At 66.2% G+C, this 20,245-nt stretch carries 18 protein-coding genes and 1 pseudogene; 10 read left to right on the top strand and 9 right to left on the bottom strand.

Annotated elements, in window-relative coordinates; genetic code table 11:
* Nucleotides 1-54 precede the first annotated feature (54 nt).
* Nucleotides 55-852 (bottom strand): sulfotransferase, encoded by a 798-nt coding sequence (locus SY26_RS14970; protein ID WP_046001198.1) that lies wholly within the window; start codon nt 850-852, stop codon nt 55-57.
* Between the two features lie 109 nt (nt 853-961).
* Nucleotides 962-1,402, bottom strand: coding sequence for a pyridoxamine 5'-phosphate oxidase family protein (locus tag SY26_RS14965; protein WP_046001197.1), 441 nt, complete (start codon nt 1,400-1,402; stop codon nt 962-964).
* 188 nt (nt 1,403-1,590) lie between these two features.
* Here SY26_RS14965 and SY26_RS14960 point away from each other — a divergent pair, with 188 nt between their 5' ends.
* Together SY26_RS14960 and SY26_RS14955 are read left to right on the top strand one after the other, a co-directional pair.
* Nucleotides 1,591-1,983: a hypothetical protein gene (locus SY26_RS14960; RefSeq protein WP_046001196.1), complete on the top strand. Its 393-nt coding sequence runs from the start codon at nt 1,591-1,593 to the stop codon at nt 1,981-1,983.
* A 107-nt stretch (nt 1,984-2,090) separates the two neighbouring features.
* Complete coding sequence (locus SY26_RS14955; RefSeq protein ID WP_052715311.1) at nt 2,091-2,759, top strand: DUF1236 domain-containing protein; 669 nt, start codon at nt 2,091-2,093, stop codon at nt 2,757-2,759.
* Between the two features lie 272 nt (nt 2,760-3,031).
* Here SY26_RS14955 and SY26_RS20035 read toward each other — a convergent pair whose 3' ends face one another.
* Complete coding sequence (locus SY26_RS20035) at nt 3,032-3,595, bottom strand: hypothetical protein (protein WP_052715310.1); 564 nt, start codon at nt 3,593-3,595, stop codon at nt 3,032-3,034.
* 316 nt (nt 3,596-3,911) lie between these two features.
* Here SY26_RS20035 and SY26_RS20030 point away from each other — a divergent pair, with 316 nt between their 5' ends.
* Genes SY26_RS20030 through SY26_RS14930 form a run of 5 tightly spaced genes read left to right on the top strand, consistent with a single transcriptional unit; the run spans nt 3,912 to nt 12,824 of the window.
* Nucleotides 3,912-5,063 (top strand): glycosyltransferase, encoded by a 1,152-nt coding sequence (locus tag SY26_RS20030; protein WP_052715309.1) that lies wholly within the window; start codon nt 3,912-3,914, stop codon nt 5,061-5,063.
* A complete protein-coding gene (gene glf / locus SY26_RS14940) occupies nt 5,060-7,348 on the top strand; it encodes a UDP-galactopyranose mutase (protein WP_046001195.1) in 2,289 nt (762 codons plus the stop codon). Before SY26_RS20030 ends, glf begins: the two co-directional genes overlap by 4 nt.
* Nucleotides 7,341-9,443 carry a glycosyltransferase gene (locus SY26_RS14935; RefSeq protein WP_198143186.1) on the top strand — a complete coding sequence of 701 codons (2,103 nt, stop codon included), beginning with the start codon at nt 7,341-7,343 and terminating at the stop codon, nt 9,441-9,443. The genes glf and SY26_RS14935 overlap by 8 nt, the downstream gene beginning before the upstream one ends.
* Entirely contained in the window at nt 9,433-10,530 is a 1,098-nt protein-coding gene (locus SY26_RS21655) for a zinc-binding alcohol dehydrogenase (RefSeq protein ID WP_198143185.1), read from the top strand. The genes SY26_RS14935 and SY26_RS21655 overlap by 11 nt, the downstream gene beginning before the upstream one ends.
* Nucleotides 10,531-10,550: 20 nt before the next feature.
* On the top strand, nt 10,551-12,824 hold the full coding sequence (locus tag SY26_RS14930) for a glycosyltransferase family 4 protein (RefSeq protein WP_084693870.1): 2,274 nt from the start codon (nt 10,551-10,553) through the stop codon (nt 12,822-12,824).
* Nucleotides 12,825-13,047: 223 nt separating this feature from the next.
* Here the strand turns inward: SY26_RS14930 and SY26_RS21230 are convergent, their stop codons facing one another.
* Entirely contained in the window at nt 13,048-13,224 is a 177-nt protein-coding gene (locus SY26_RS21230) for a hypothetical protein (RefSeq protein WP_157020506.1), read from the bottom strand.
* Nucleotides 13,225-13,519: 295 nt separating this feature from the next.
* On the opposite strand from SY26_RS21230, the gene SY26_RS21935 reads away from it, so the two are divergent.
* Genes SY26_RS21935 through SY26_RS14915 form a run of 3 tightly spaced genes read left to right on the top strand, consistent with a single transcriptional unit; the run spans nt 13,520 to nt 16,064 of the window.
* Nucleotides 13,520-13,978: a hypothetical protein gene (locus SY26_RS21935; protein WP_046001194.1), complete on the top strand. Its 459-nt coding sequence runs from the start codon at nt 13,520-13,522 to the stop codon at nt 13,976-13,978.
* A 15-nt stretch (nt 13,979-13,993) separates the two neighbouring features.
* Nucleotides 13,994-14,902: a patatin-like phospholipase family protein gene (locus tag SY26_RS20025; RefSeq protein ID WP_052715308.1), complete on the top strand. Its 909-nt coding sequence runs from the start codon at nt 13,994-13,996 to the stop codon at nt 14,900-14,902.
* Nucleotides 14,903-14,912: 10 nt separating this feature from the next.
* The gene (locus SY26_RS14915; protein ID WP_084693868.1) at nt 14,913-16,064 is read left to right on the top strand and encodes an MBL fold metallo-hydrolase; all 1,152 of its coding nucleotides are present in this window, start codon (nt 14,913-14,915) and stop codon (nt 16,062-16,064) included.
* Between the two features lie 267 nt (nt 16,065-16,331).
* Here SY26_RS14915 and SY26_RS14910 read toward each other — a convergent pair whose 3' ends face one another.
* From SY26_RS14910 to SY26_RS21225, 5 genes and pseudogenes are all read right to left on the bottom strand, one after another.
* Nucleotides 16,332-16,694 (bottom strand): DUF202 domain-containing protein, encoded by a 363-nt coding sequence (locus SY26_RS14910; protein ID WP_046001193.1) that lies wholly within the window; start codon nt 16,692-16,694, stop codon nt 16,332-16,334.
* 335 nt (nt 16,695-17,029) lie between these two features.
* The gene (locus SY26_RS14905; RefSeq protein ID WP_046001192.1) at nt 17,030-18,049 is read right to left on the bottom strand and encodes a DUF3618 domain-containing protein; all 1,020 of its coding nucleotides are present in this window, start codon (nt 18,047-18,049) and stop codon (nt 17,030-17,032) included.
* A complete protein-coding gene (locus SY26_RS14900; RefSeq protein WP_046001191.1) occupies nt 18,039-18,440 on the bottom strand; it encodes a phage holin family protein in 402 nt (133 codons plus the stop codon). The genes SY26_RS14905 and SY26_RS14900 overlap by 11 nt, the downstream gene beginning before the upstream one ends.
* Nucleotides 18,433-19,056: a hypothetical protein gene (locus SY26_RS20020; protein WP_052715307.1), complete on the bottom strand. Its 624-nt coding sequence runs from the start codon at nt 19,054-19,056 to the stop codon at nt 18,433-18,435. Before SY26_RS20020 ends, SY26_RS14900 begins: the two co-directional genes overlap by 8 nt.
* 1,102 nt (nt 19,057-20,158) lie before the next feature.
* Nucleotides 20,159-20,245: pseudogene (locus tag SY26_RS21225) on the bottom strand (ATP-binding protein); the annotation flags it as partial.

Raw genomic sequence — 20,245 nt, 5'->3', positions numbered from 1 at the left:
GGACAAGTGCAGGACGGCGACTTTCTTCAGGCGCAGTGTCCCGCCTGCGTTCCATCAGCCGGTGATGGCCTTTCCACCTGTCCAAGCGTCTTCGGCCGCTGTCCTGACCGACCGCAACGGGTGGGACAGGCGAGGACCGACAGGTCTTACCTCAAGACCCGGTCCGTAGCCCCATGCCGCGGCACGCTCTGCCTGCGACGGGGTCATCTGCGGCGCCGATCCGTAGTCCAGATTGCCGTCTCGGACCGTCGCGTCCATCCGGGACGGGGAAAGCGACATGAAGGCGTGAACGCTGTTCACCACCGCCGCGGGCGATGCCACTAAGTCCTCGTACCGGATGACCATGGCCGCGTGCAGGTGGGACAGGTCCTGCTGCATCTGAGAGTGCGCGTCCAGCCAGTGGTCGATCAGCTGATGGGCTGGCCCATCGACCCATTTTGCGACCGCCGCCGCAACAGCCTCGGGGTGGCGGATGATCAGCACGAATTGCGACAGCGGGAACAATTGCTGGTACAACCGCGTCCGCGTCAGGTTCACCGGCGACTTCTCGACCCGCCACGGACGATCGCCGTCGAACCATGGGTTCCAGTCGTGTTCCAGGCGCAGGCGGGTCTCCAGCTGGTCCAGCGTGTGGCCCTCGGTCAGGTGCTGACGCGGATCGGTCGCGAAATGCATCGGTCGGCCGTGCTGCGCGGTATGGGGGATGGCGCCCTGCAGATAGCATCCCTCGTTCTCGGGCACCGGCGCATCGCTGATTGCAGCCACCGCGTCATGCGCCGCCACCAGCCGCGTCAGAAGCGATGTCCCGGACCGGTGCAGGCCACCGATGAACAGATAGCGGTGATGCTGCATCAGGATGCCGTTCCCCTGTCGAAATATCGCTTGATCGTCTTCAGGCCGAGGTCGTTGAAAGACCTGCGGACGGCATGCCGGCCCGCGGGTCTTTCGGGATTGCGATGGGTCAGGCCCGGGGGGCGACCTCGCCCTCTTCCTCGCCGTCCCAGTAATGGACGCGCACGGCGGCGACCTTGATCAGCGCCATGCCCGGCGTGTCGATGCCGTCCGGAAACCACCGTTCCAGATCGCTGGTCCAATGGTCGGCGAACGTGGCCTTGTCGCGGATGATGCCGGCCTCGCCCTCGACGGCCACGAACAGCGGCGGCGCGCCCAGAATGCCTGCGCGCCCCTGGAACGACAGGGCGACATGGGGATCGCGTTCGATGTCGGACACGGTGCGCGTGTCGTCATAGGTGAAGTAATAGCTGTCGCCATCCCATTCGACATCGGAATTGTTGCTCATGGGACGGGTGGCAAGCTGACCACCCTCGGTCCGGGTGGTCAGCATGGCAAAGTCGATCTTGCCCATCGCCTTTGCCAGATCGCCTATGGTTCTGTCGGACATGTGAACTCCTGACTGCCGTATCGGCTTCTGGCACATGAACGCGCGGCCGTGGTCATTCGATCCATGCCCCCTGCATCGCGGTGATCCTTCGCGCGATAACCGGCATTCACATGACCGGCAGGGTGCGGCAACCCACGCGCCGGTCGGGGGGTGTCCTTTGCTCCGTTGTCGGAGCCAGCATCAGGTGCATGACGATGACCCCAACCTTTCCAGGGATTGCCTTGGCGACCGCGCTGACGCTTGCCTTGGCCGCACCCGTCGCGGCCGATCCGGGCCGCGGACGCCATCACGACAACGACCGCAACCACGCCCATCAGGGGTGCCCGCCGGGCCTTGCCAAGAAATCGCCGTCCTGCGTTCCACCCGGTCAGGCAAAGCGCGATGACATCCGCTATGGCCGCGGCGTCGGCGACAGGCTGCGCGTCGAGGACTATGTCCTGGTCCGCGACCTCAACCGTTACGATGTCGAACGCCGAGAGGGTTGGCGCTATTACCGCAGCGACGATCAGTTGTACCGGGTCGATGCCGAGACGCGTCAGATTCTGGCCGTAATCAACCTGGCCCGCGCGCTTTTCAACTGAAGATTGCACTTTATGCATTTGTGAACGGACCGGTTCGGAACCGCCGATCCGTGCGGCAAGTTTGCACCGCATCATCGGGCAGCATGCCCGAGAGACAGGAGATTACCATGAAAGCGTATCTTGTTCCGACCTTGGTTGCGGCCCTGACGGTTGCGGGGGCCGCCTCGGCGCAGGTGACGGCCACCGTTGCAACGGATTTGAACGTCCGGTCCGGCCCGGGCGTCCAGCACGGCGTGATCGGCGCCATCGGCGCGGGGGACGAGGTGTCGGTCCTGGGCTGCATCGACAGCGCGAACTGGTGCCAGGTCAGTGATGACGGTCTGGAAGGCTGGGCCTATGGCGACTATCTGAACGTCAAGGCGGGCGACGAGGTCGTGTCGCTCTATCCCAACCGCGAGACGGTCGGTGTGACCATCATCGAGGCCCCCGTCGAGGACCCGACCACCGGGCAGGACGCCGCTGTGGGCGGTCTGGGCGGCGCCGCGATGGGTGCGCTGATCGGCGGCCCGGTCGGGGCGGTGGCCGGTCTTGCCATCGGCGGCGCGACCGGTGCTGCCGCAGCCGAGGAGCCCACGACCGAAGTGACCACCTATGTCACGTCGAACACGGTGGATCCCGTCTATCTGGACGGCGAGGTCGTGATCGGCGCGGGCGTTCCGGAAAACGTGATGATCTACGAGATCCCGGATCAGCCGGATTATCGCTATGCGCAGATCAATGGCCAGACGGTGCTGGTGAACCCTCAGGATCGTCAGATCATGTATATTTATCGCTGACCTTCGCGGAGACGGCGGGCGTGGCCTTTGGCTCGTGCCCGCCGGACAGAGTGTTCTGAAAGCGTAGGGCTGACGGTCGCGGCCCATTCACCCAGTCATTGGGTCTACCGGCAAGGGCAATTTCGCGTTTCAGCCTGTCCACGACAGATCGACCACGTCAGCCCGATTTCGCGGAACCTTACAGGTCGCAATCTGAAATCGGCTAACGCCCATCCCCACCGTCCGCTGTTCCACAGTCACCGCTGCGCCCTGATGCCGGGCGCAGCGTGTCGTCACATCGCCTCCAGCTGGTCGACCGCTTCCTGACAGGCAGCCTCGTCCCCTTCGGCAAGGGCGCGTTCCGCATCGGCGATCAGGCTGTCGCGATCGGGCATGGCCTCGTCTCCCTCGGCCTCTTCCGCGGCGGTCGGTTCGCCTTCCTGCTGCGCCTGGACGTCGCTGCCGGACATGGCGACGGCCGTTCCGGGCTCTGCCTCCGTTCCCTCCAGCGGCGCAAGCGAGCCGTCCTTGGCGATGCCCTCGCCCGACGCGCTGTCGGCCCCATTGGCTGCAGGCATGTCGGCTGCGGGCATGTCGGCTGCGGGCATGTCGGACGACGCATCGGCCGACGCATCGGGGGCATCCGCTTGGGTGTCATCGCCCGCCGGCTGCTCCAGGGGCGCCAGCGATCCGTCCTTGGCAATGCCCTCGGTCCCGCCTGACGCAGCACCCGTGCTGTCGCCGGTCATCGCGGTGGTATCGGTAAAGCGTGCCAGATCGGCGGCGCAATCCGCCTGCGCCATACCGGCAAATGCGCAGATCGCGCAGCCGGCCATCCAGGTCATCGAATACTTCATGTCTCGTCTCCCATGATGCAGCGTCTCCTCCTCAGAAGACGTAACGAAGCTCCTGCCTACGCCCGATGTTCCAGCAGATGACCTATAACGTTTGCTAATCGGCACCCTTCCGGCCGGGCGGTCGGCACCGGACGCTACGATCCGCCAAGCCGATGAAAGGCAAAGGGTTCGCCCGAACGGCGGATGGCACAGAATGCAAAACCTGCCCCAGCAACGCTGACATTAATCAAGTTGCGTGGTCGTGAACCCTGATCTTAGCTGAAACATGTCGTGAACATCGCGATGTCCTACGGCGTTTTCTTTCAGCGGCGGCCCCATGCATTCTCGTCGTCTTGTCGTCATCTCGGATCATTGCAGCGATGGTCCGCCGGTCCCGGTGACGCATCCGGCGCAGATCGACACCATCCTGCCGCCGCCCCCGACGGGACAGGTCACCGTCACCGGCGGCTATCTGGAACGTTTGCCCTTGGCAGCCATCGCGGCGGGCATCGTCGATACCGCCGAGATCTGGAGCTTTGCCGGGCGCTGCGGCGAATCCGATGCCAGCCGGGGCCTTGCCGCGGGCCGGGCCGATCCGGACCGCCCCGGCCTGACGCGGCGCGTCTTTCGCGCCGACGCGCATGACGCCCCGTACGGATCGGCCGAGGCGGTGCGCCATCTGCAGCAGACCGGCGCGCCGGACATCCTGTGCGTCTGGGGCCTGGGGGTCGGGCACGACATCATGGATGCGGCACGCGGTGCGGTCACCATCTACAATTCCATCGACGCCCCGGCACTGCGGATCCCCTACGACTTGGCGGCGCGGTTCGATCTGTTCCTGACCGGCGCCCCTTGGCAATCGACCGAAATCAGGGCGCGTATCCCCGGCGCCCGCACGCGCGTGCTGCCCATCGGCCCGAACTTTGCGTCCGACGTGACCTTTCATCCGACCGGTGCGGCCAAGGATCGCGACGTGGTCTATGTCGCCTGCGCGCAGCCCTACAAGCGCCACGACATCCTGTTCGACGCGATGGAGCGCCGCCCCGGCACCACGGCCCTGCTGGTGGTCGGATACGGCGACGACGACCTGCGCGACGACGCCGACCGCCGCGGCCTGGACGTCGAGATCGTGGGGCCACCGGGGGTGGATCATGATGCCGTCAACCGGCTGATCAACCGTGCCCGCATCGGCGTGGTCTGCGGTCAGCATGACGGCGCCCCCGCGATCCTGACCGAATATCAGCTGGCCGGCCTGCCGGTGCTGGCCAATGCGGACCTGGTCTGCGGGCTGGACCACGTGCCTGCATCGGCCGGGACCATCGCATCCCCCGGCGCGCCCTTTGCCGCCGCGCTGGATGGGCTGCTGGCATCGCCGCCCGCCGATCCCCGCCCCGACGCGATCGCCCGATGGGGCTGGCGCGCCAGCATCGCCTGCCTTGGCCAAGACATCGACGCGATCCGCAGCGGTCGCCGGAAGGAGCCGTCATGACGCCCCGCGACCTGTCGCACCCCGCGACGACCGACAAGCCCGCCCTGATCTGCCTGTCGCATCTGCGGTGGGATTTCGTGACCCAGAGGCCCCAGCACCTGATGGACCGCTTTGCCCGCGATTACCGCGTGCTGTTCTGGGAGGAGGCGATCCCCACCACGCATCACCTGCCCTATCTGGAGTTCCACGCCTTTCACGGCACGACCGTCCAGGCCGTGCGCCCCCGCATTCCCGACCGCTGGTCGCCCCAGGATCAGGCCGCGGGCCTGGTGGGTCTGTTCGACCAAATGCTGGCGCTGAACGGGATCGTGCGCCCGGTCCTGTGGCTGTACACGCCGATGATGTGGCCCGTCGTGCAGCATGTCGATGCCGCAGCCGTGGTTTATGACTGCATGGACGAGCTGGCCTCGTTCCGCTTTGCGCCGCCCGCGCTGGCCGGGTTGGAGGCCGCGCTGATGGCCTCGGCGGATCTGGTGACCACCGGCGGCTGGTCCCTGTGGGAGGCGCGGCGAAACGATCACGCCAACATCCACGCCTTCCCCTCCTCGGTCGAGACGGGGCATTTCGCGACCGCACGGACGAGACCTGCCGAACCTGACGATCAGGCCGGCCTGCCCGGTCCGCGGCTTGGCTGGTACGGGGTGATCGACGAACGCGTCGATCTGGACCTGATCGCGGGACTGGCCGCGGCGCGGCCCGACTGGTCGGTGGTGATGATCGGTCCGGTGGTCAAGATCGACCCCGCCAGCCTTCCCCAGGCGCCCAACCTGCATTGGCTGGGCCAGAAGAGCTATGACCAGCTGCCCGCCTATCTGGCGGGGTGGGACGTGGCGCTGATGCCCTTCGCGATGAACGAGGCGACGCGCTACATCTCTCCGACCAAGACGCCGGAATATCTGGCCGCCGGATGCCCGGTCGTGTCCACCCCGGTGCGCGACGTGGTGCGCCAGTACGGCCATCTGCACGCGGTCCGTATCGCCGACGGCCCGGCGGCCTTTGTCGCTGCCTGCGCCGATGCGCTGGCGGATGCCCCGGCCGACATCTGCACCGAGGCCGACGCGGTGCTGGCCCGCCAAAGCTGGGACCTGACACAAGCCCGCATGGCGGCGCTGCTGGACCGGGCGGTCGACCGACGCCGGCGGCCTGCCATCCCCCGTCCCCGCCGCGCGCGGCCCCGTCCCGACGTGACCATCTGCGGCGCGGGGTTTGCCGGCGCGGTCATGGCGCGCCAGCTGGCCGAACAGTCGGGCAAGCGGGTGCTGGTCGTCGACCGGCGCGACCATATCGGCGGCAACGCCTTTGACGAACAGAATGCCGACGGCCTGCTGATCCACCGCTATGGCCCGCACATCTTTCACACCAACGCCACCGAGGTCGTCGATTTCCTGTCGCGCTTCACCGAATGGCGGCCCTATGCGCACCGCGTGCTGGCCGATCTGGGCGATCGCCGGGTGCCGATGCCGATCAACCGCACGACGCTGAACATGCTCTATGATGCCGGGCTGACCGGCGACGCGGACACCGCCGCCTTCCTGGCGGCGCGCGCCCGGCCCGTGGACCCGATCCGCACCGCGCGCGATGTCGTCGTCTCGGCCGTGGGGGACGATCTGTACCGGCTGTTCTTCGAGGGTTACACCCGCAAGCAATGGGGGCTGGATCCGTCCCAGCTTGACCCCTCGGTCACGGCGCGGGTGCCGACGCGCACCGATACCGACGACCGCTATTTCACCGACCGGTTCCAGGCGATGCCGCGCGACGGCTATACCGCGATGTTCGCGCGCATGCTGGACCATCCGGGGATCGACGTGCGCACGGGCACCGATTTCCATGACATCGACCCGGCCGATCGCGGCGCGCTGACCGTCTATACTGGGCCGATCGACGCCTATTTCGGCCACCGCTTCGGCGCGCTGCCCTATCGCAGCCTGACCTTCGCGCACGAGACCCTGCCCCAGCGCCAGTTCCAGCCGGTGGGTGTCGTGAACTATCCCGACCCGGACGTGCCCTTCACGCGGATCACCGAATACAAGCACCTGACCGGGCAGGACCATCCGATGACGGCGATCACCCGCGAATATCCGTCGGACCGGGGCGATCCCTATTATCCCATCCCCTGCCCGGAGAACCAGGCGCTGTTCCGCCGCTATCAGGCGCTGGCCGATGCGGAACCGAACGTGATCTTTGCCGGTCGTCTTGGCAGCTACCGCTATTACAACATGGACCAGGTGGTGGCCCAGGCCCTAGCGCTGCACCGGCGCATGATGGCGGTCCCCGTGCATGCCTGACCGGTTGCTGCTGGTCACCGACAGCGCCGAGCCGTCTGGCGTGGGCGCGCATATGGTCGCCCTGGCCACCGCGCTGGCGGAGTGGGGGCTGCGCCCTGAGACGCTGTGGCCCGACCATCCGGCGGGCCGCGCCTTAGCTGCGCAGGTCACAGGGGCGGGCGGCATGGCCACGGTGACGGATACCGGGGTGATGGCCCAGGCGGTTGCGGACTGGGCGGGGCAAGGCCGCGGAACGGTCCATGTGCACGCCGGCATCGGGTGGGAGGGGCACGCCCTGACCCGCGCCGCCCATGCTGCCGGCGCGACCGTGCTGCGGACCGAACATCTGCCCTGGCTGCTGACGGACCCCGATCAGATCGCCGAATACCGCACCGCGCTGGCCGGGGTGCACGGCGTGATCGCCGTGTCGCGCCAGGCCGCGGACGGGTGGCGCAGGGCACTTGGCCCGGGAACATCCGTCCGCGCGGTGCCCAACGGCATCCACCACCGCCCTGCGCCACAGGCGGACCGCGACGACCGGATAATCCTCTGCGTCGGTCGCCTGACCCCGCAAAAGGCGCAGCGCGTCCTGTTGGGGGCGCTGGCCCGGCTGCGGCGGGGCGGCGGCGATGCGCGGGTCGTGATCGTCGGCGACGGTCCGGGCCGGCTGCTGCTGGAGCGCGCGATCTGCCGGCTGGGCCTTCAGGACCATGTGACCTTGGCCGGGCGACGCGACGACGTGCCCGCGCTGATGGCGCAGGCCGGCATCCTAGCCCTGCCCTCGCGGTTCGAGGGGCTGCCGCTGGTCGCGCTGGAGGCGATGGCCGCCGGCCTGCCCGTCGCGGCCAGCCGGATCGGCGGCACCGTCGAGGCGCTCGGCCCCGACCACCCTTGGCTGCACCAGCCGGGCAACAGCCGCGCCCTTGCCGACCACCTGGCCGCGGCGCTGCGCGATCCGCAGGCGCGCGCACGCGTGGCCCGGGCACAGCAGGACCGTTTCACCGCGCATTTCACCGCCGCCCGCATGGCCGGCGACACCCTGGCCGCCTATCGCGCCGCCCGCGCAAGGAAGGAAAAACCGCCTATGGACCGTATCAGACTGGGCTTCATCGGGGCGGGCGGCATCGCGCATCGCCATTTCGGCGTGCTGCAGACCATGCCCGACGTCCAAGTCGTGGCCATCTGCGACACCGACCCCGCCCGCGCGCAGGAGGCCGCAGACCGCATGGGGGCCAGGGCCCATCACGATCACGACGCGATGCTGGCCGCGCATGATCTGGACGCCGTCTACATCTGCGTGCCGCCCTTTGCGCATGGGGCGCCCGAACGGGCCTGCATCGCGCGGGGCCTGCCGTTCTTCGTCGAAAAGCCGATTACCCTGGACGTCGATCTGGCCGAGCGGATCGCGGCAGAGGTCGAGCAGGCCGGGCTGATCACCGCCGTCGGCTATCACTGGCGCTATCTGGACACGATGGACGAGGCGCGCGCCCATCTGGCGACCAATCCCGCGCATCTGATGCAGGGGTTCTGGATCGACCAGACGCCGCCGCCGGAATGGTGGTGGCGGGCCGACGGATCGGGGGGCCAGGTCGTCGAACAGGCCACCCACATCATCGACGCGGCGCGGTTCCTGGCCGGCGACGTGACCGAGGTGTTCGGCCTGTCCGCGCGGCGCGACCGCGACGACTTTCCCGGCCTGACCGTCCCCACCGCCACCGCGGCCACGCTGCGCTTTGCGTCGGGGGCGGTGGCCAACCTGTCGTCGACCTGCCTGATGCGGTGGAACCACCGCGTCGGCCTGCATGTCTTCAGCGACGCCATGGCGATCGAGATCACCGACCACGACCTGATGGTCGACGTGGGCCAGGGCCGACCCGTCCGGCAGGCCAGCGGCGATCCGGTCTGGCGCGAGGACCGCGATTTCGTCGAGGCCGTCATGGGCCGCGAGAACCGCATCCGCTGCGACTATGCCGAGGCGCTGCTGACCCATCAAGTCGCGCTGGCCGTGGGCCGGTCGGCCGAAACCGGAACCCTTGTGCGGATGGAGGGGCTGCGGGCCGACCCGCAGCCCACCTTTTGTCCTGCCGCTGCGGCGGGCGCCGACGATGCCGCATGAACATCGCCACATCCGGTCGCTGGCCATCCTGGACCAGGGCCGTCCGGACTTCTTCGGCTATGACGAAGGGCCGGCGGGGGACGGGCAGGTTCGGCTGGACCTGCTTTATACCGGGCTGTCTGCGGGGACCGAGCTGACCTTCCTGAAGGGCACCAACCCCTATCTGCACAGCCGGTGGGACGATGTCGCGGGCCGCTTCGTGCCCGGCGAGCCGTCGGCCCGGTTCCCGGTCAATTTCCTGGGCTATATGGAAAGTGCCCGCGTGATCGACGCGCGCGCGCCGGGCTGGCGGAACGGTCAGGTGGTCGGCACCGCCTTCGGTCACAAGACAGGCCACACCGCCGATCCGTCCCACGACCTGTTGACGGCGCTGCCCGACGGGATGGACCCGATGCTGGGCATCTTCGTGGGCCAGATGGGACCGATCGCCGCGAACGGCATCCTGCATGCCGATGCCGAGGCCTTCGGCGCCGCCGTCCCGCATCTGGGCGCCAGCCTGGACGGGCGCCCCGCGCTGGTCTGGGGTGGCGGCACGGTGGGCCTGTTCTGCGCGCTATTCGCGCAAGCCGCCGGCGCGTCCGAGGTGGTGGTCGTCGATCCCTCTCCCTTCCGCCAGGACATCATCCGCAAGCTGGGCATGACACCGATGGACGAGGACGCGGCCGTGGCCCATGCCAAGTCCGCATGGCACGACCGTCACGGCGGCCGCGGCGCCGAGGTGGTGTTCCAGACCCGGGCCCATTCCGACAGCCTGCACCGCGCGCTGGCCGCCCTGCGCCCGCAGGGCACGGTGATCGACCTGGCCTTCTATCAGGGCGGCCTGCCGGACCTGCGCCTGGGCGAGGAGTTCCACCACAACGGCCTGCGCCTGATCTGCGCCCAGATCAACCGCATGCCGCGCCGTCTGGCCGCCGACTGGAACCAGCGGCGGCTGGCCGCGGAGACCGTTCGGCTGCTGGAGCGCATGGGCCCCGCCATCCGTCAGCACCTGATCACCCATGTCGTGCCCTTCGACGAGGCGCCGCGGTTCCTGGAACGCCTGGTGGCCGAGCGGTTCGATTTCCTCCAGGTCGTCTTCGCGACCTGATCCCGCCAAGGAGCGATCCGATGAACGACGATCTGAACCAGCCCTGGGGCGTTCAGCCGCCCCAGGACCTGCCCGTCCCGCACCCTGACGCCGGCAAGATCCGCATCCTGTTCGTCCTGGCCTGGCTGGTCGTCGGCGGAGAGGAGACGGAACTGCGCCTGCTGGCCCGCACGCTGCCGCGCGACCGGTACCGGATCGACGTCATCCCCTGCTTTCGCAAGGAGGGGATGCCCGACCAGACGACCGACCAGCTGCGCGCGCTTGGCATCCATGTCGACACGACGCCCTATGCGCTTGGGTTCGACGACACCATCGACTATCTGCGCCGCAAGATCTGCGGGGCCGACGTGGTGGTCAGCTGTCAGAACGTTGCCGACATCTATCCCGCAATGGAGCGTCTGGCCCTGCGCCCGCCGCTGATCGAACATGGCGGGCTGGTCAGCGAGGCGCTGGCCGGGCCCAAGCACCTGACCGCGCGCTATGTGGGCGTCTGCGACAGCATCCGCGCGGCGGCGGCGGGACGCATGCCCGACCGGCCCGACCATGCGGTCGAGATCCCGTCGATGGTCGATCTGACCGAGTTCGATCCGGCACGCCGGGCACCCATCCGCGCGGCGCTTGGCATCGCCGACGACCAGGTGCTGATCGGATGGGTCGGGCGCTTGGACCGCAAGAAGCGGGTCGAGGATTTCCTGGCCGCCGCGATGCGCGTCGCCGCCAGCCATCCGCAGGCGCGGTTCGTCGTCATCGGCGGGCCGGACGCCTTCATGCCGGAATACGCGCTGCAGCTGCAGGCGCTGGCGGCACCCCTTGGCGACCGCGTGATCTTTACCGGCGACCGGGCGGACGTCCCCGACCTGCTGGCGGCGATGGATGTCTTCTGCTGGCTCAGCCGGGGCGAGGGCATGCCCCATGTCATCGCCGAGGCCGGGGCCGCGGGCCTGCCCGTCATCGCCACCCCCGACAACGGCGCCCTGCAGCAGATCCGCGACGGCGTCAGCGGCCTGTTCGTGCCGCACGAGGATCCTGCGGCGGTGGCCGCCACCATGCGTCGGCTGATCGACGATCCGGCCTTGCGGCACGGCCTGGGATCGGCGCTGCAGGCCCATGTGCGCGCAACCTATTCCGCCGCGGTCGTGGTGCCGCAATGGCAGGCGCTGATCGACACCGTCCTGGCCGAACAGGTCCCGGCGCCGGCGCCCACGCTGTTCGCCAGCATGATCCAGGGGGGATGGGAATCCTCGACCCATCGGCGGCGCGACGGGCGGCGGCTGGATGTCATCGCGGCCATCGGTCACGACACCCATGCCGCCCAGGATTACCTGCAGCTGCAAGGCCTGGGCATCCGCACCTGCCGCGATGCCCTGCGCTGGCCGTCGATCGACGCGGGCGGCGCGCTGGACCTGGGATCCTGGACCCCGATGCTTCAGGCGGCGCGCGACACCGGCACGCAGGTGATCTGGGACATGATGCATTACGGCTGGCCTGACGATCTGGACGTCTGGTCCCCGGCCTTCGTCGACCGCTTTGCCTGGCTGGCCCGCGCCGCCGGTCGGCACCATCGCCAGGTGACGGATGCCGTCCCCTTCTGGTGCCCGGTGAACGAGATCAGCTTCCTGTCCTGGGCCGGCGGGGATGCGGGCTATCTGAACCCGTTCGCCGGGGGCCGCGGGTTCGAGCTGAAGGTCCAGCTGGCCCGCTGCTATCTGGCCGCCCGTGCGGAGCTGCTGGCCATCGACCCGCGGGCGCGCTTCGTCACCGCCGAGCCGCTGATCGCGGTCCAGCATGCCGATTGGACCGGCCGCCCGCTGTTCGAGGCGCATGGCTGGCACGACGCCCAGTTCCAGGCCTTCGATCTGATCGCGGGCCGCATCTGGCCGCAGATCGGCGGGTCCGAGGCCGCGCTGGACGTGGTCGGCGTCAACTATTACTGGAACAACCAATGGATCCATGGCGGCCCGCCCATCGACGTCGACCATGCGCTGCACAGCCCCCTGTCAGATCTGCTCGTCGAGGTCGCGGCGCGCTATGACCGCCCCGTGATGCTGGCCGAGACCGGGACCGAAGGCGCGCGCCGCGCCGCGTGGTTCGATCATGTCATGACCCAGACCCATCACGCCCGCCATCGCGGCGTCCGGGTGGAGGGGGTATGCCTCTACCCCATTGCCGACCACCCCGGATGGGACGACGACCGCATGTGCCCGAACGGCCTGCTGGGCGCAGACCCCAGCAGCGGCACACGCGACGTCCACGTCCCCTTGGCACGCATGTTGCGAGGCGTGTCACATTGGTAATGCCGAGGGATATGAGCACAGACCCGCCGCAGCGCTGGTTATCCAGTTTCAGCGAAATGCGTTAGCTTGGTATCCCAAGTGAATCATCGCTAGAAGTGGCGTTGACCTATCAACCAGTCTGAATTGGTTCGGCAAGGTTTACCGGTAGAACCGATATTTCACGCATCTGTTTGCAGGTAAGGGGCTGACTGGATCGCAGCCTCTGACACCTTGTTGACTACGTTTATTGCGATCCGGTCATGCGTTTCAGCTGCTGATCATCAGTCAGCCGTTCGATGCCAAAAGCTTCCAATGCTTTGACGATGATGTTCGTGGGCGAATCTCCCGCTTCGGCTGCCGCGGTCTCCAAGCCACGGCGAAGGTCGTCGGGAAGGTCAATTGGTGGGGTCGAACCGGTCATGTTCCGCTCTCCTGTATCGTTTCATTGAACATGTCAGCGCGTCAGGCGGTTCCCAAGCTTGCACGTCCTGTCAGGTCTCCTCACCGATAAGCCAGGCGCCACTCCTGAGGTTACAAGCACTCGAGAAAGCAACATACTGCGTCCGAGTTTCCAAATACGGTCGGGAATGGATCGGTCGTCGCTGGTGGCACGACGCCTTCGAACCAGCGCTTTGCCCGAAACGTTGACGTCGTCATGGCCAGGAACATTTGCTGCGGCTGCCGGTTGGCGGACCTCCACCGACAAGGAGGATCCGATGAACCACCCACGCGTCTTTGCAGTCACATGCGCCGACACCGTCCCGACCCCGTCGAGGCTCAGGCTCGCTCCCCCTGTCATTGGCGCCACGCCGACGATCCTGCCGGCAAGCGACCTTTTCGGGTGGAACGTTCATATGGCAAGCAGGCGTATGACAGCCGGCACAGCGAGCAGCTGCGTCAGCCGGCACCTCTGCCAGCATCAGACTGCCGCCGTGACTGCTGACAGAGTGCCAAGCGTCGATGATATCGCCAACCATGCCGCCGCCGCAAAACCCCTGCGCGCAAGGCAGGCAAGCCCGACGTTCGATCTCACCTTACCGGCCAGCCAGATCTCCGACCATGAGCCGCCCCTGACCGTGCGTACAGCCCATGCCCCCGACATCACCGAACAGCCGCTTTGGAGCGTGCCTATGGGCGCCACGCCGACCATCGGCACGCCTTTGAACGGACAGTAAATGGGGAATGACGGAATGCAGACCTGGTTGTGCCTGTCCGGCGGAAACGCATTGGGGGCCTTTCATGCGGGCGCATGGAAGGCAATTCAGGACGCAGCGCTGAACGTCACACGCATCTCGGGCGCCTCGATCGGGGCGATCGTCGCGGCGGTCATCGCGGGCAATCCGCCAGACCGGCGGGTCGAAAGCCTGGACCGCTTTCTCAACGACATCGCTCAGTCTGCCTTGTCGGGAAGCGGGCGCCGCCGGTTGGTCACGGGCACGTTGCTGTTCGGAAACCCTGCGCTGTTCAGCCCATCGGTCCCCGGGTTGGCCGAAATCCTCCCCGGTGTGCCGCCCGACAGGGCAGTCTTCCATCGCAGGGCGACCCGTCGGCTGATCGAGGAATACGTGGATTTCGATCTGCTGAACGCGGGCGGCATCGAGGTCACCGTGACCGCGACGGATGCCGAAACCGGCACCGTGGCGGCGTTCCGCAATACGGTGGAACCGCTGACGGTGGATCATCTTATGGCCAGCAGCGCGTTGCCGGTCCTGTTCCCCCCTGTCACCCTGAACGGGCGGCATTTCATGGATGCGGGCCTGGCCGAGAACCTGCCCCTGCGCACGCTGCTGGATCGAGATGACGACGCCCTGATCCTGGCCTGCGATCTGTACAGCGCAGCGGGGCCGCTGCGCCAGACGATGGACGGCATCGCCGACCGGGCACAGGAGCTTGCCTTCGGGTGCCAATCGCGCCGCGCGATCGCGGCGTGCGACCTGACCGGACGTCGCTTTCATCATGTCATCCTGTCGGACCCCGAGGACGACTTTTCCGGAAAGTCCTTCGATTACAGCCAGGCGTCGCTGCGCCGCCGATCCAAGCTAGGACATATGCTGATGGCCCAGGCGCTTGAGAGCATCATCGCTGAACCCCCGACATGAGAGGCCCATCATGATCCCATCCCGACTGCACGCCGCGCTTGATGCCGTGTCCGCGGCCCTGCTGGTCCTGGGGCCGGCATCCATGAAACGAAACGCCGGCCTTCGGGCGCCGTTGACCGCCCTCGGGTTGGGGGTGGCCGCGTATTCGCTGGCGACATCCTATCGCGGTCGCTCGCCCGGGCGGCCGATCCGCATGGACCAGCACCGATTATTGGATGCCGCGCAGGGTGCGGCCTGCCTTGCCTTGGCACGCGACGTGGACGACCAGACGGTGCGCACGATGCTGCGCGGCTATGGGGCGTTCTCACTGGCGGTGGCGGCGGCGTCCTCGCCCCCCGGACCGACCGGCATTGCCGTCCCTGCGGAGGCTTGGGCGACTGATCTTGGCGACGATCTGGCCTGTTTGCGCTGCGGCATCGTCAATGTCGCGTTCATCGGTGCTGCCGGTGCCGGCGACCGGGACTGGTATCTGGTCGATGCGGGCGTGCCGGGTTCGGCCGCGGCCATCCTGCAGGCGGCACGACGGCGCTATGGCGCATCCCGCCCCGCCGCGATCCTGCTGACGCATGGGCATTTCGATCATGTGGGCGCGTTGCATCATCTGGCAGAAACATGGGACGCGCCCATCTATGCCCACCCGGCCGAGCATCCCTTCCTGACCGGCCGCCAAGCCTATCCCCCTGCAGCCCCCGAGGTGGGGGGCGGTATGATGGCGGAACTGTCCTGGCTGTTCCCCCGGCATCCGATCGACGTGTCGCGCCATCTTCGGGCCCTGCCGGAGGATGGCCGCATTCCGGATCTGGAGGATTGGCGGTGGATCCATACGCCCGGCCACACGCCGGGTCATGTCTCGTTCTGGAACGCCGGCACGCGGGCCTTGCTGGCGGGCGATGCCGTCATCACGACGCGCCAGGAGTCCCTCCGAGGTGCCCTGATGCCGCAGGGCCACCTGCAGGGCCCCCCTGCCTATTTCACACCCGATTGGACAGCGGCCGATCTGTCGGTCCGGCGACTGGCGGACCTGGAGCCCCGGATCATGGTGACAGGTCATGGCCCGGCACTGCAGGGAGATGCGCTGTCAGAACGGCTGCATGCGCTGGCGACGACATTCCGTCAGCGTGCACTGCCGAACGACAGCCGCTATCTTCGCCAACCATCGTAAGATGGTGGATTGCCGTTTGTTGATAGCAATGATTGCCGCATGGATTTTGGCCGAATGTACGGGCAGGCGCGCGTTGTTGATCCACAACAGATGTCGACGCGGAGCGTTATTCTTGGCGGCACGACGACGGCGCGCCTGTGTCGCATCCTGACCAGGGATCACGTGTCCGAAGATCCCCCCGTGCCAGCGTGACCGAAGCTTAACCGAAAGCCCCCGAAACTCGCTGTTGCCCAAGGAGGGTACGCCTGCAGTTCAAGCCGCCCTCCGTCACAGCAACCACAGCACGGCACCCGTTCCCCAAATGCCGATCGACAGCAGCACAATGAGGAATGCGATCCGGATTGCGGGTTGGGCCCGGGCCGCATGCACGGACAGTCTGCGCCGGGATGTGCGGTTGGCCCACCAAGCGAACAGAAGCATCATCTGTGCCGCGAGAAGAAACACCGTCGCCACGGCTTTCGGAACCCAGGTGGGCTGAAACGGGCCGAAGACGGCCTGCATCCCGATTGCGACCGCAGCAGTCGCCAAACCAGTCCTGATCCAGCCAGAGAACGTGCGTTCTACCGCCAGAATGGTACGATCTTCGGCAAGATCCGTGCGGTCTTCGGCGGGCTGGTCCTTGCTTGCCATGATATGCTGCTGTCGGTTTCGATGCTGTCGAAGAGCCGTTGAGGCCGTTTGCACTTGAGGAGGGAGCCACGGCCTCCCCGTGCCTCTGGGCGGTGCCTTTGCGGTGGGCTGACTGGCCAGCGCCTGCCCTGCTCAGAAGAGAGCGTGTCTTGAAAGCACGTGTCGCCATCACGTCCGCCAGATGGCGCCTTTGGAACACTGCAACCTGGTATCCGGTGCCGCACTTCTTCTTCGGCAAAGACAACGCCGACGATCACGACAAGCTCGGGTCGGAACAGAGCTTCGCGAAAACGACAGCCCCGCTGATGCGAGGCTGCCAAAGATGCTTTAGACGCTTAGACTTTTGCCGACCCCGGCATACCTGTCGGAGAGCTGGCTGTCCGGGGGGCCGTGGAGGATTGGGAATGGCCGGATCCGGAGGATGCCTTGCCTTCTTCCGCGTCCGTCAACTCGTCCTGTGCGGCGGCCACGACGCTGGAGGCGGCTGATTTCGCCTCGTCCAAGCCCGCTGATACGGCGTTTCCAATGCGGCTCTTCTCCTCCGCATAGATCGCCTCCGCCTCGTCGAACAGCTGATCACGATAGTCGCCCATCAGCTCGCCCTCCTGTCGCGTGCCGGGCAACAGGGCACCCAAGGCCGCGCCGCCGATCAGTGCCAGCGCACCGAACAGCAAGGGCTCGTTGTCATAGCTGCGGGCGACCTGCCTGTTCGCCCGCGCCATCTGGCGGCTGGCCGCGTCGCTGGCATCCAGTGCCTTGCGGCGTGCCGTCTCGATCCGGCGACGGGCCTCTTCGCTCATCCCCTCGGTGCCCTCTCCAAGACGGTCGCGGAAATGGCGCGCGCGATTGCGCAATGCCGTCGAGCCGTCACTGACGCGGTCCCGCAGGTGGCCGGCGGTCTCTCTGGTTCTGTCCATCATGCTATGCTCCTTGTCGGATCCGGTGCTTTGGTCGAATGACGATCCGGTCGTCATCGGGCGACGGTCCGAACTCCAATCCGTGGTCGATGCCACGCCGCGCGGGGGCGGGGTGCCGTAAGCCCGCGTCGATGCCGTCTGGTCGTCGCGCCGTCCGGAAGATTGGCCAAGGCCATGGACCGGGTCATGCCCGCGACCGAAGATCATCCATGCCAGCCCGATACCGGTCAGGCCCAAGGCAACAGGGTTGGCACGGGCGGCTGCGCTGGCCGATTCCGCCCATTCCGCGCCGTTCCGACGAACGGAGCCTGTCAGGCGGCGCGACAGGCCGTCCAGGGACAGTTCGTCCTGCAGGTCGTTCAGCGTGCGGCGCAGCGCGTCACGGTCCTTCTCGATCTCGCGTTCGATATGATCCGGGTTGTCTGCATCATGCGTCATGATAGGACTCCTTGACCGTGTTCGCGTCGCGCTGGACGTTCTCGACCGTGCGCGTCGGCATCAGGTTCTCGGGTTTCAGGTCGGCCATGCCCTTGCGCAAAAGGCCATAGGCCAGGATCGCAAGCACAACCCCGACGATGACCGCGCTCCAGATCGGGCCAAGATCGGTTTCCGCCAAGGCGGCCACCAAGGCCGCCGTCAGCACGTTCAGCGTGACGATGCCGATGACGGCGGCAGCCACGATCATCCCCAGCCCGGCACCGGCATGGCTGAGATTCCGGCGCATCTCTGCCTTGGCAAGGGCGATTTCCTTGCGGACAAGATCCCCCGACAGCCGCAGTGCATCGGTGGCAAGCGTGGCAGGGTTCTGGGAGCGGACAGGATCAGTCATACGAACCTCCGATCGTGCGGCTGCCCGAGAGGCCAGGGTTGCCGGATGACGCTGCGCCGGTGCCGGTGCCAGACACAGGCTTGGCCCCCATGCCCGTGTGATGATCTGGGCTTGCAGCACCCGTTTGGGCGACCGCTGCGCGATCACCGGAGCTGGTCGGCCGGGTCGTGCCGGTCATGCCATACCTACCGGACCTGGTCATGTCCGACGAACTGGCGGACCCTGCCCGCAGAAAGCGGACCGCGGCAAAGCCTGCCAACGCCGACAGACCCAGAAAGGCGCCCGGCTGGCGACGCGCAAAGCGACGCACATCACCCAGCATCTGTCCGGGGTCCGTCGAATTCAGGCTCTCCGCCAGTCCGCTGACGCTGTCGGCGGCACGGTCGAACATCTGTGCGACAGTCGAATCCGGATCGATCTCGGATCTGGCCTTGCGCAGACCTTCGGCCACGCTCTCGGCACGGTGCGCAACGCCGGAACGCAGGTTTTGCTCGCGGCGCGCGACCTCGTCCTTGACCGTTTCGGCCAACCGCGACGCTTGTTCGGAGGCCTCGGCCCTGATGCTGCCCTGTTCGGACGTATCAGTCTCCCTGAGGTTCGGATCGTTGATGGACATCTGAGATCTCCCTTGTCTGGCTGAAGACGAGCATCACAGCGACCCGCCGACAGGTTTATCGGGGCCCCAACCAAGCGACGGAGATGATGTTCCAGTAACGTTAATCAACTTGAAGATTTTTCACGCGGCAACAATGCCAAAATAGGGAAATTATCTTTTTACTACATTGTCTTGAATTTTTTAAGTTATTAGGCTGATTTTTTATTTCGCTGAAAGCGCCATGTCGAAACGGACCGTTCTACGATTATATGGTTTCGGTCTCTTGACCGTGGGAATAATGACTCGGATTATCTATTAAGGAGGGATAGACCTCTATACAAATCAACCGAAGATTGCAAAAAAGAGGCAGGCCGTCCATTCAGTGATATCGAAACACCCCGCAGCACACGTGATCATATCCGTATCAGATATGGCAGTGCACAGATTTCGACTGCCGCGCATATAGTACGCCATGTTTTCATCAGCATTTATTATGATCGCAGAACGCTGACCAACCGTTGCACCCCGCGACTTCGTCAGCAGTAGTCCTAATGTTTTGCCCTCATAGAGAACAGGCGGCATCACCTTTAAACGTCATCGGAAACCTCTCCTAGCTTACGACGCCCTTGCGAGCATCGGCAAACTTCACAGCCATAACAGGCCGCGGGAGAGGCACCAATCCTTTGATCCAGAGCCAACGCCACCGTTGAATTTGCTCTTAGTCTTCTCCGATATGACATAGCCGACAGAATCTACGCTATTTGTACCGATAATCGCTTGGAAAATCATACAGCAAAGCGGTCAGCATAGCGTCTACAATTAACACTGGAAGTGCAACCGCAATAGCAACTGCCTCCGTGAAACATGGCCTTGGAACCAAGGCCGTGAATCTGAAATTCGCGCCTTCATAAGCAAGGCAGAACAATAGAAAATTTCAAAGGGACAAGAAGTCGCGGCAACCCTTGATTAAATCAATTTGTCAACGGCGGCGTAAAAACCGGCCACGCGGCGGCGCAAAACCAGGCCAGTGGCGGGGCGCCAAGCGCCATGGCGCGCGCGCTCCCCAAATAGCTGGCGCGTGCCATGGCGCTTTGGCCCGCAGGGCCAATCTCGCAAGGTGCGATTATGTGGTTGCTTCAGCCTTTCGGGCGCGGCTTTGTCCGAGCCGATAACTGTCGCCGTTCATCTCGAGGATATTGACGTGGTGGGT

This window comes from Paracoccus sp. 228 (assembly GCF_000967825.1).
Classification (GTDB): Bacteria; Pseudomonadota; Alphaproteobacteria; order Rhodobacterales; family Rhodobacteraceae; genus Paracoccus; species Paracoccus marcusii.
Note: the sequence above shows the minus strand (reverse complement) of the source record. Positions and strands in the feature narration are given on the sequence as shown.

What these genes read in the sequence shown, in the direction of transcription:
- SY26_RS14970 (WP_046001198.1), bottom strand. Translation starts at nt 852, where the DNA reads ATGCAGCATCACCGCTATCTGTTCATCGGTGGCCTGCACCGGTCCGGG.
- SY26_RS14965 (WP_046001197.1), bottom strand. Translation starts at nt 1,402, where the DNA reads ATGTCCGACAGAACCATAGGCGATCTGGCAAAGGCGATGGGCAAGATC.
- SY26_RS14960 (WP_046001196.1), top strand. Translation starts at nt 1,591, where the DNA reads ATGACGATGACCCCAACCTTTCCAGGGATTGCCTTGGCGACCGCGCTG.
- SY26_RS14955 (WP_052715311.1), top strand. Translation starts at nt 2,091, where the DNA reads ATGAAAGCGTATCTTGTTCCGACCTTGGTTGCGGCCCTGACGGTTGCG.
- SY26_RS20035 (WP_052715310.1), bottom strand. Translation starts at nt 3,595, where the DNA reads ATGAAGTATTCGATGACCTGGATGGCCGGCTGCGCGATCTGCGCATTT.
- SY26_RS20030 (WP_052715309.1), top strand. Translation starts at nt 3,912, where the DNA reads ATGCATTCTCGTCGTCTTGTCGTCATCTCGGATCATTGCAGCGATGGT.
- glf (WP_046001195.1), top strand. Translation starts at nt 5,060, where the DNA reads ATGACGCCCCGCGACCTGTCGCACCCCGCGACGACCGACAAGCCCGCC.
- SY26_RS14935 (WP_198143186.1), top strand. Translation starts at nt 7,341, where the DNA reads ATGCCTGACCGGTTGCTGCTGGTCACCGACAGCGCCGAGCCGTCTGGC.
- SY26_RS21655 (WP_198143185.1), top strand. Translation starts at nt 9,433, where the DNA reads ATGCCGCATGAACATCGCCACATCCGGTCGCTGGCCATCCTGGACCAG.
- SY26_RS14930 (WP_084693870.1), top strand. Translation starts at nt 10,551, where the DNA reads ATGAACGACGATCTGAACCAGCCCTGGGGCGTTCAGCCGCCCCAGGAC.
- SY26_RS21230 (WP_157020506.1), bottom strand. Translation starts at nt 13,224, where the DNA reads ATGACCGGTTCGACCCCACCAATTGACCTTCCCGACGACCTTCGCCGT.
- SY26_RS21935 (WP_046001194.1), top strand. Translation starts at nt 13,520, where the DNA reads ATGAACCACCCACGCGTCTTTGCAGTCACATGCGCCGACACCGTCCCG.
- SY26_RS20025 (WP_052715308.1), top strand. Translation starts at nt 13,994, where the DNA reads ATGCAGACCTGGTTGTGCCTGTCCGGCGGAAACGCATTGGGGGCCTTT.
- SY26_RS14915 (WP_084693868.1), top strand. Translation starts at nt 14,913, where the DNA reads ATGATCCCATCCCGACTGCACGCCGCGCTTGATGCCGTGTCCGCGGCC.
- SY26_RS14910 (WP_046001193.1), bottom strand. Translation starts at nt 16,694, where the DNA reads ATGGCAAGCAAGGACCAGCCCGCCGAAGACCGCACGGATCTTGCCGAA.
- SY26_RS14905 (WP_046001192.1), bottom strand. Translation starts at nt 18,049, where the DNA reads ATGACGCATGATGCAGACAACCCGGATCATATCGAACGCGAGATCGAG.
- SY26_RS14900 (WP_046001191.1), bottom strand. Translation starts at nt 18,440, where the DNA reads ATGACTGATCCTGTCCGCTCCCAGAACCCTGCCACGCTTGCCACCGAT.
- SY26_RS20020 (WP_052715307.1), bottom strand. Translation starts at nt 19,056, where the DNA reads ATGTCCATCAACGATCCGAACCTCAGGGAGACTGATACGTCCGAACAG.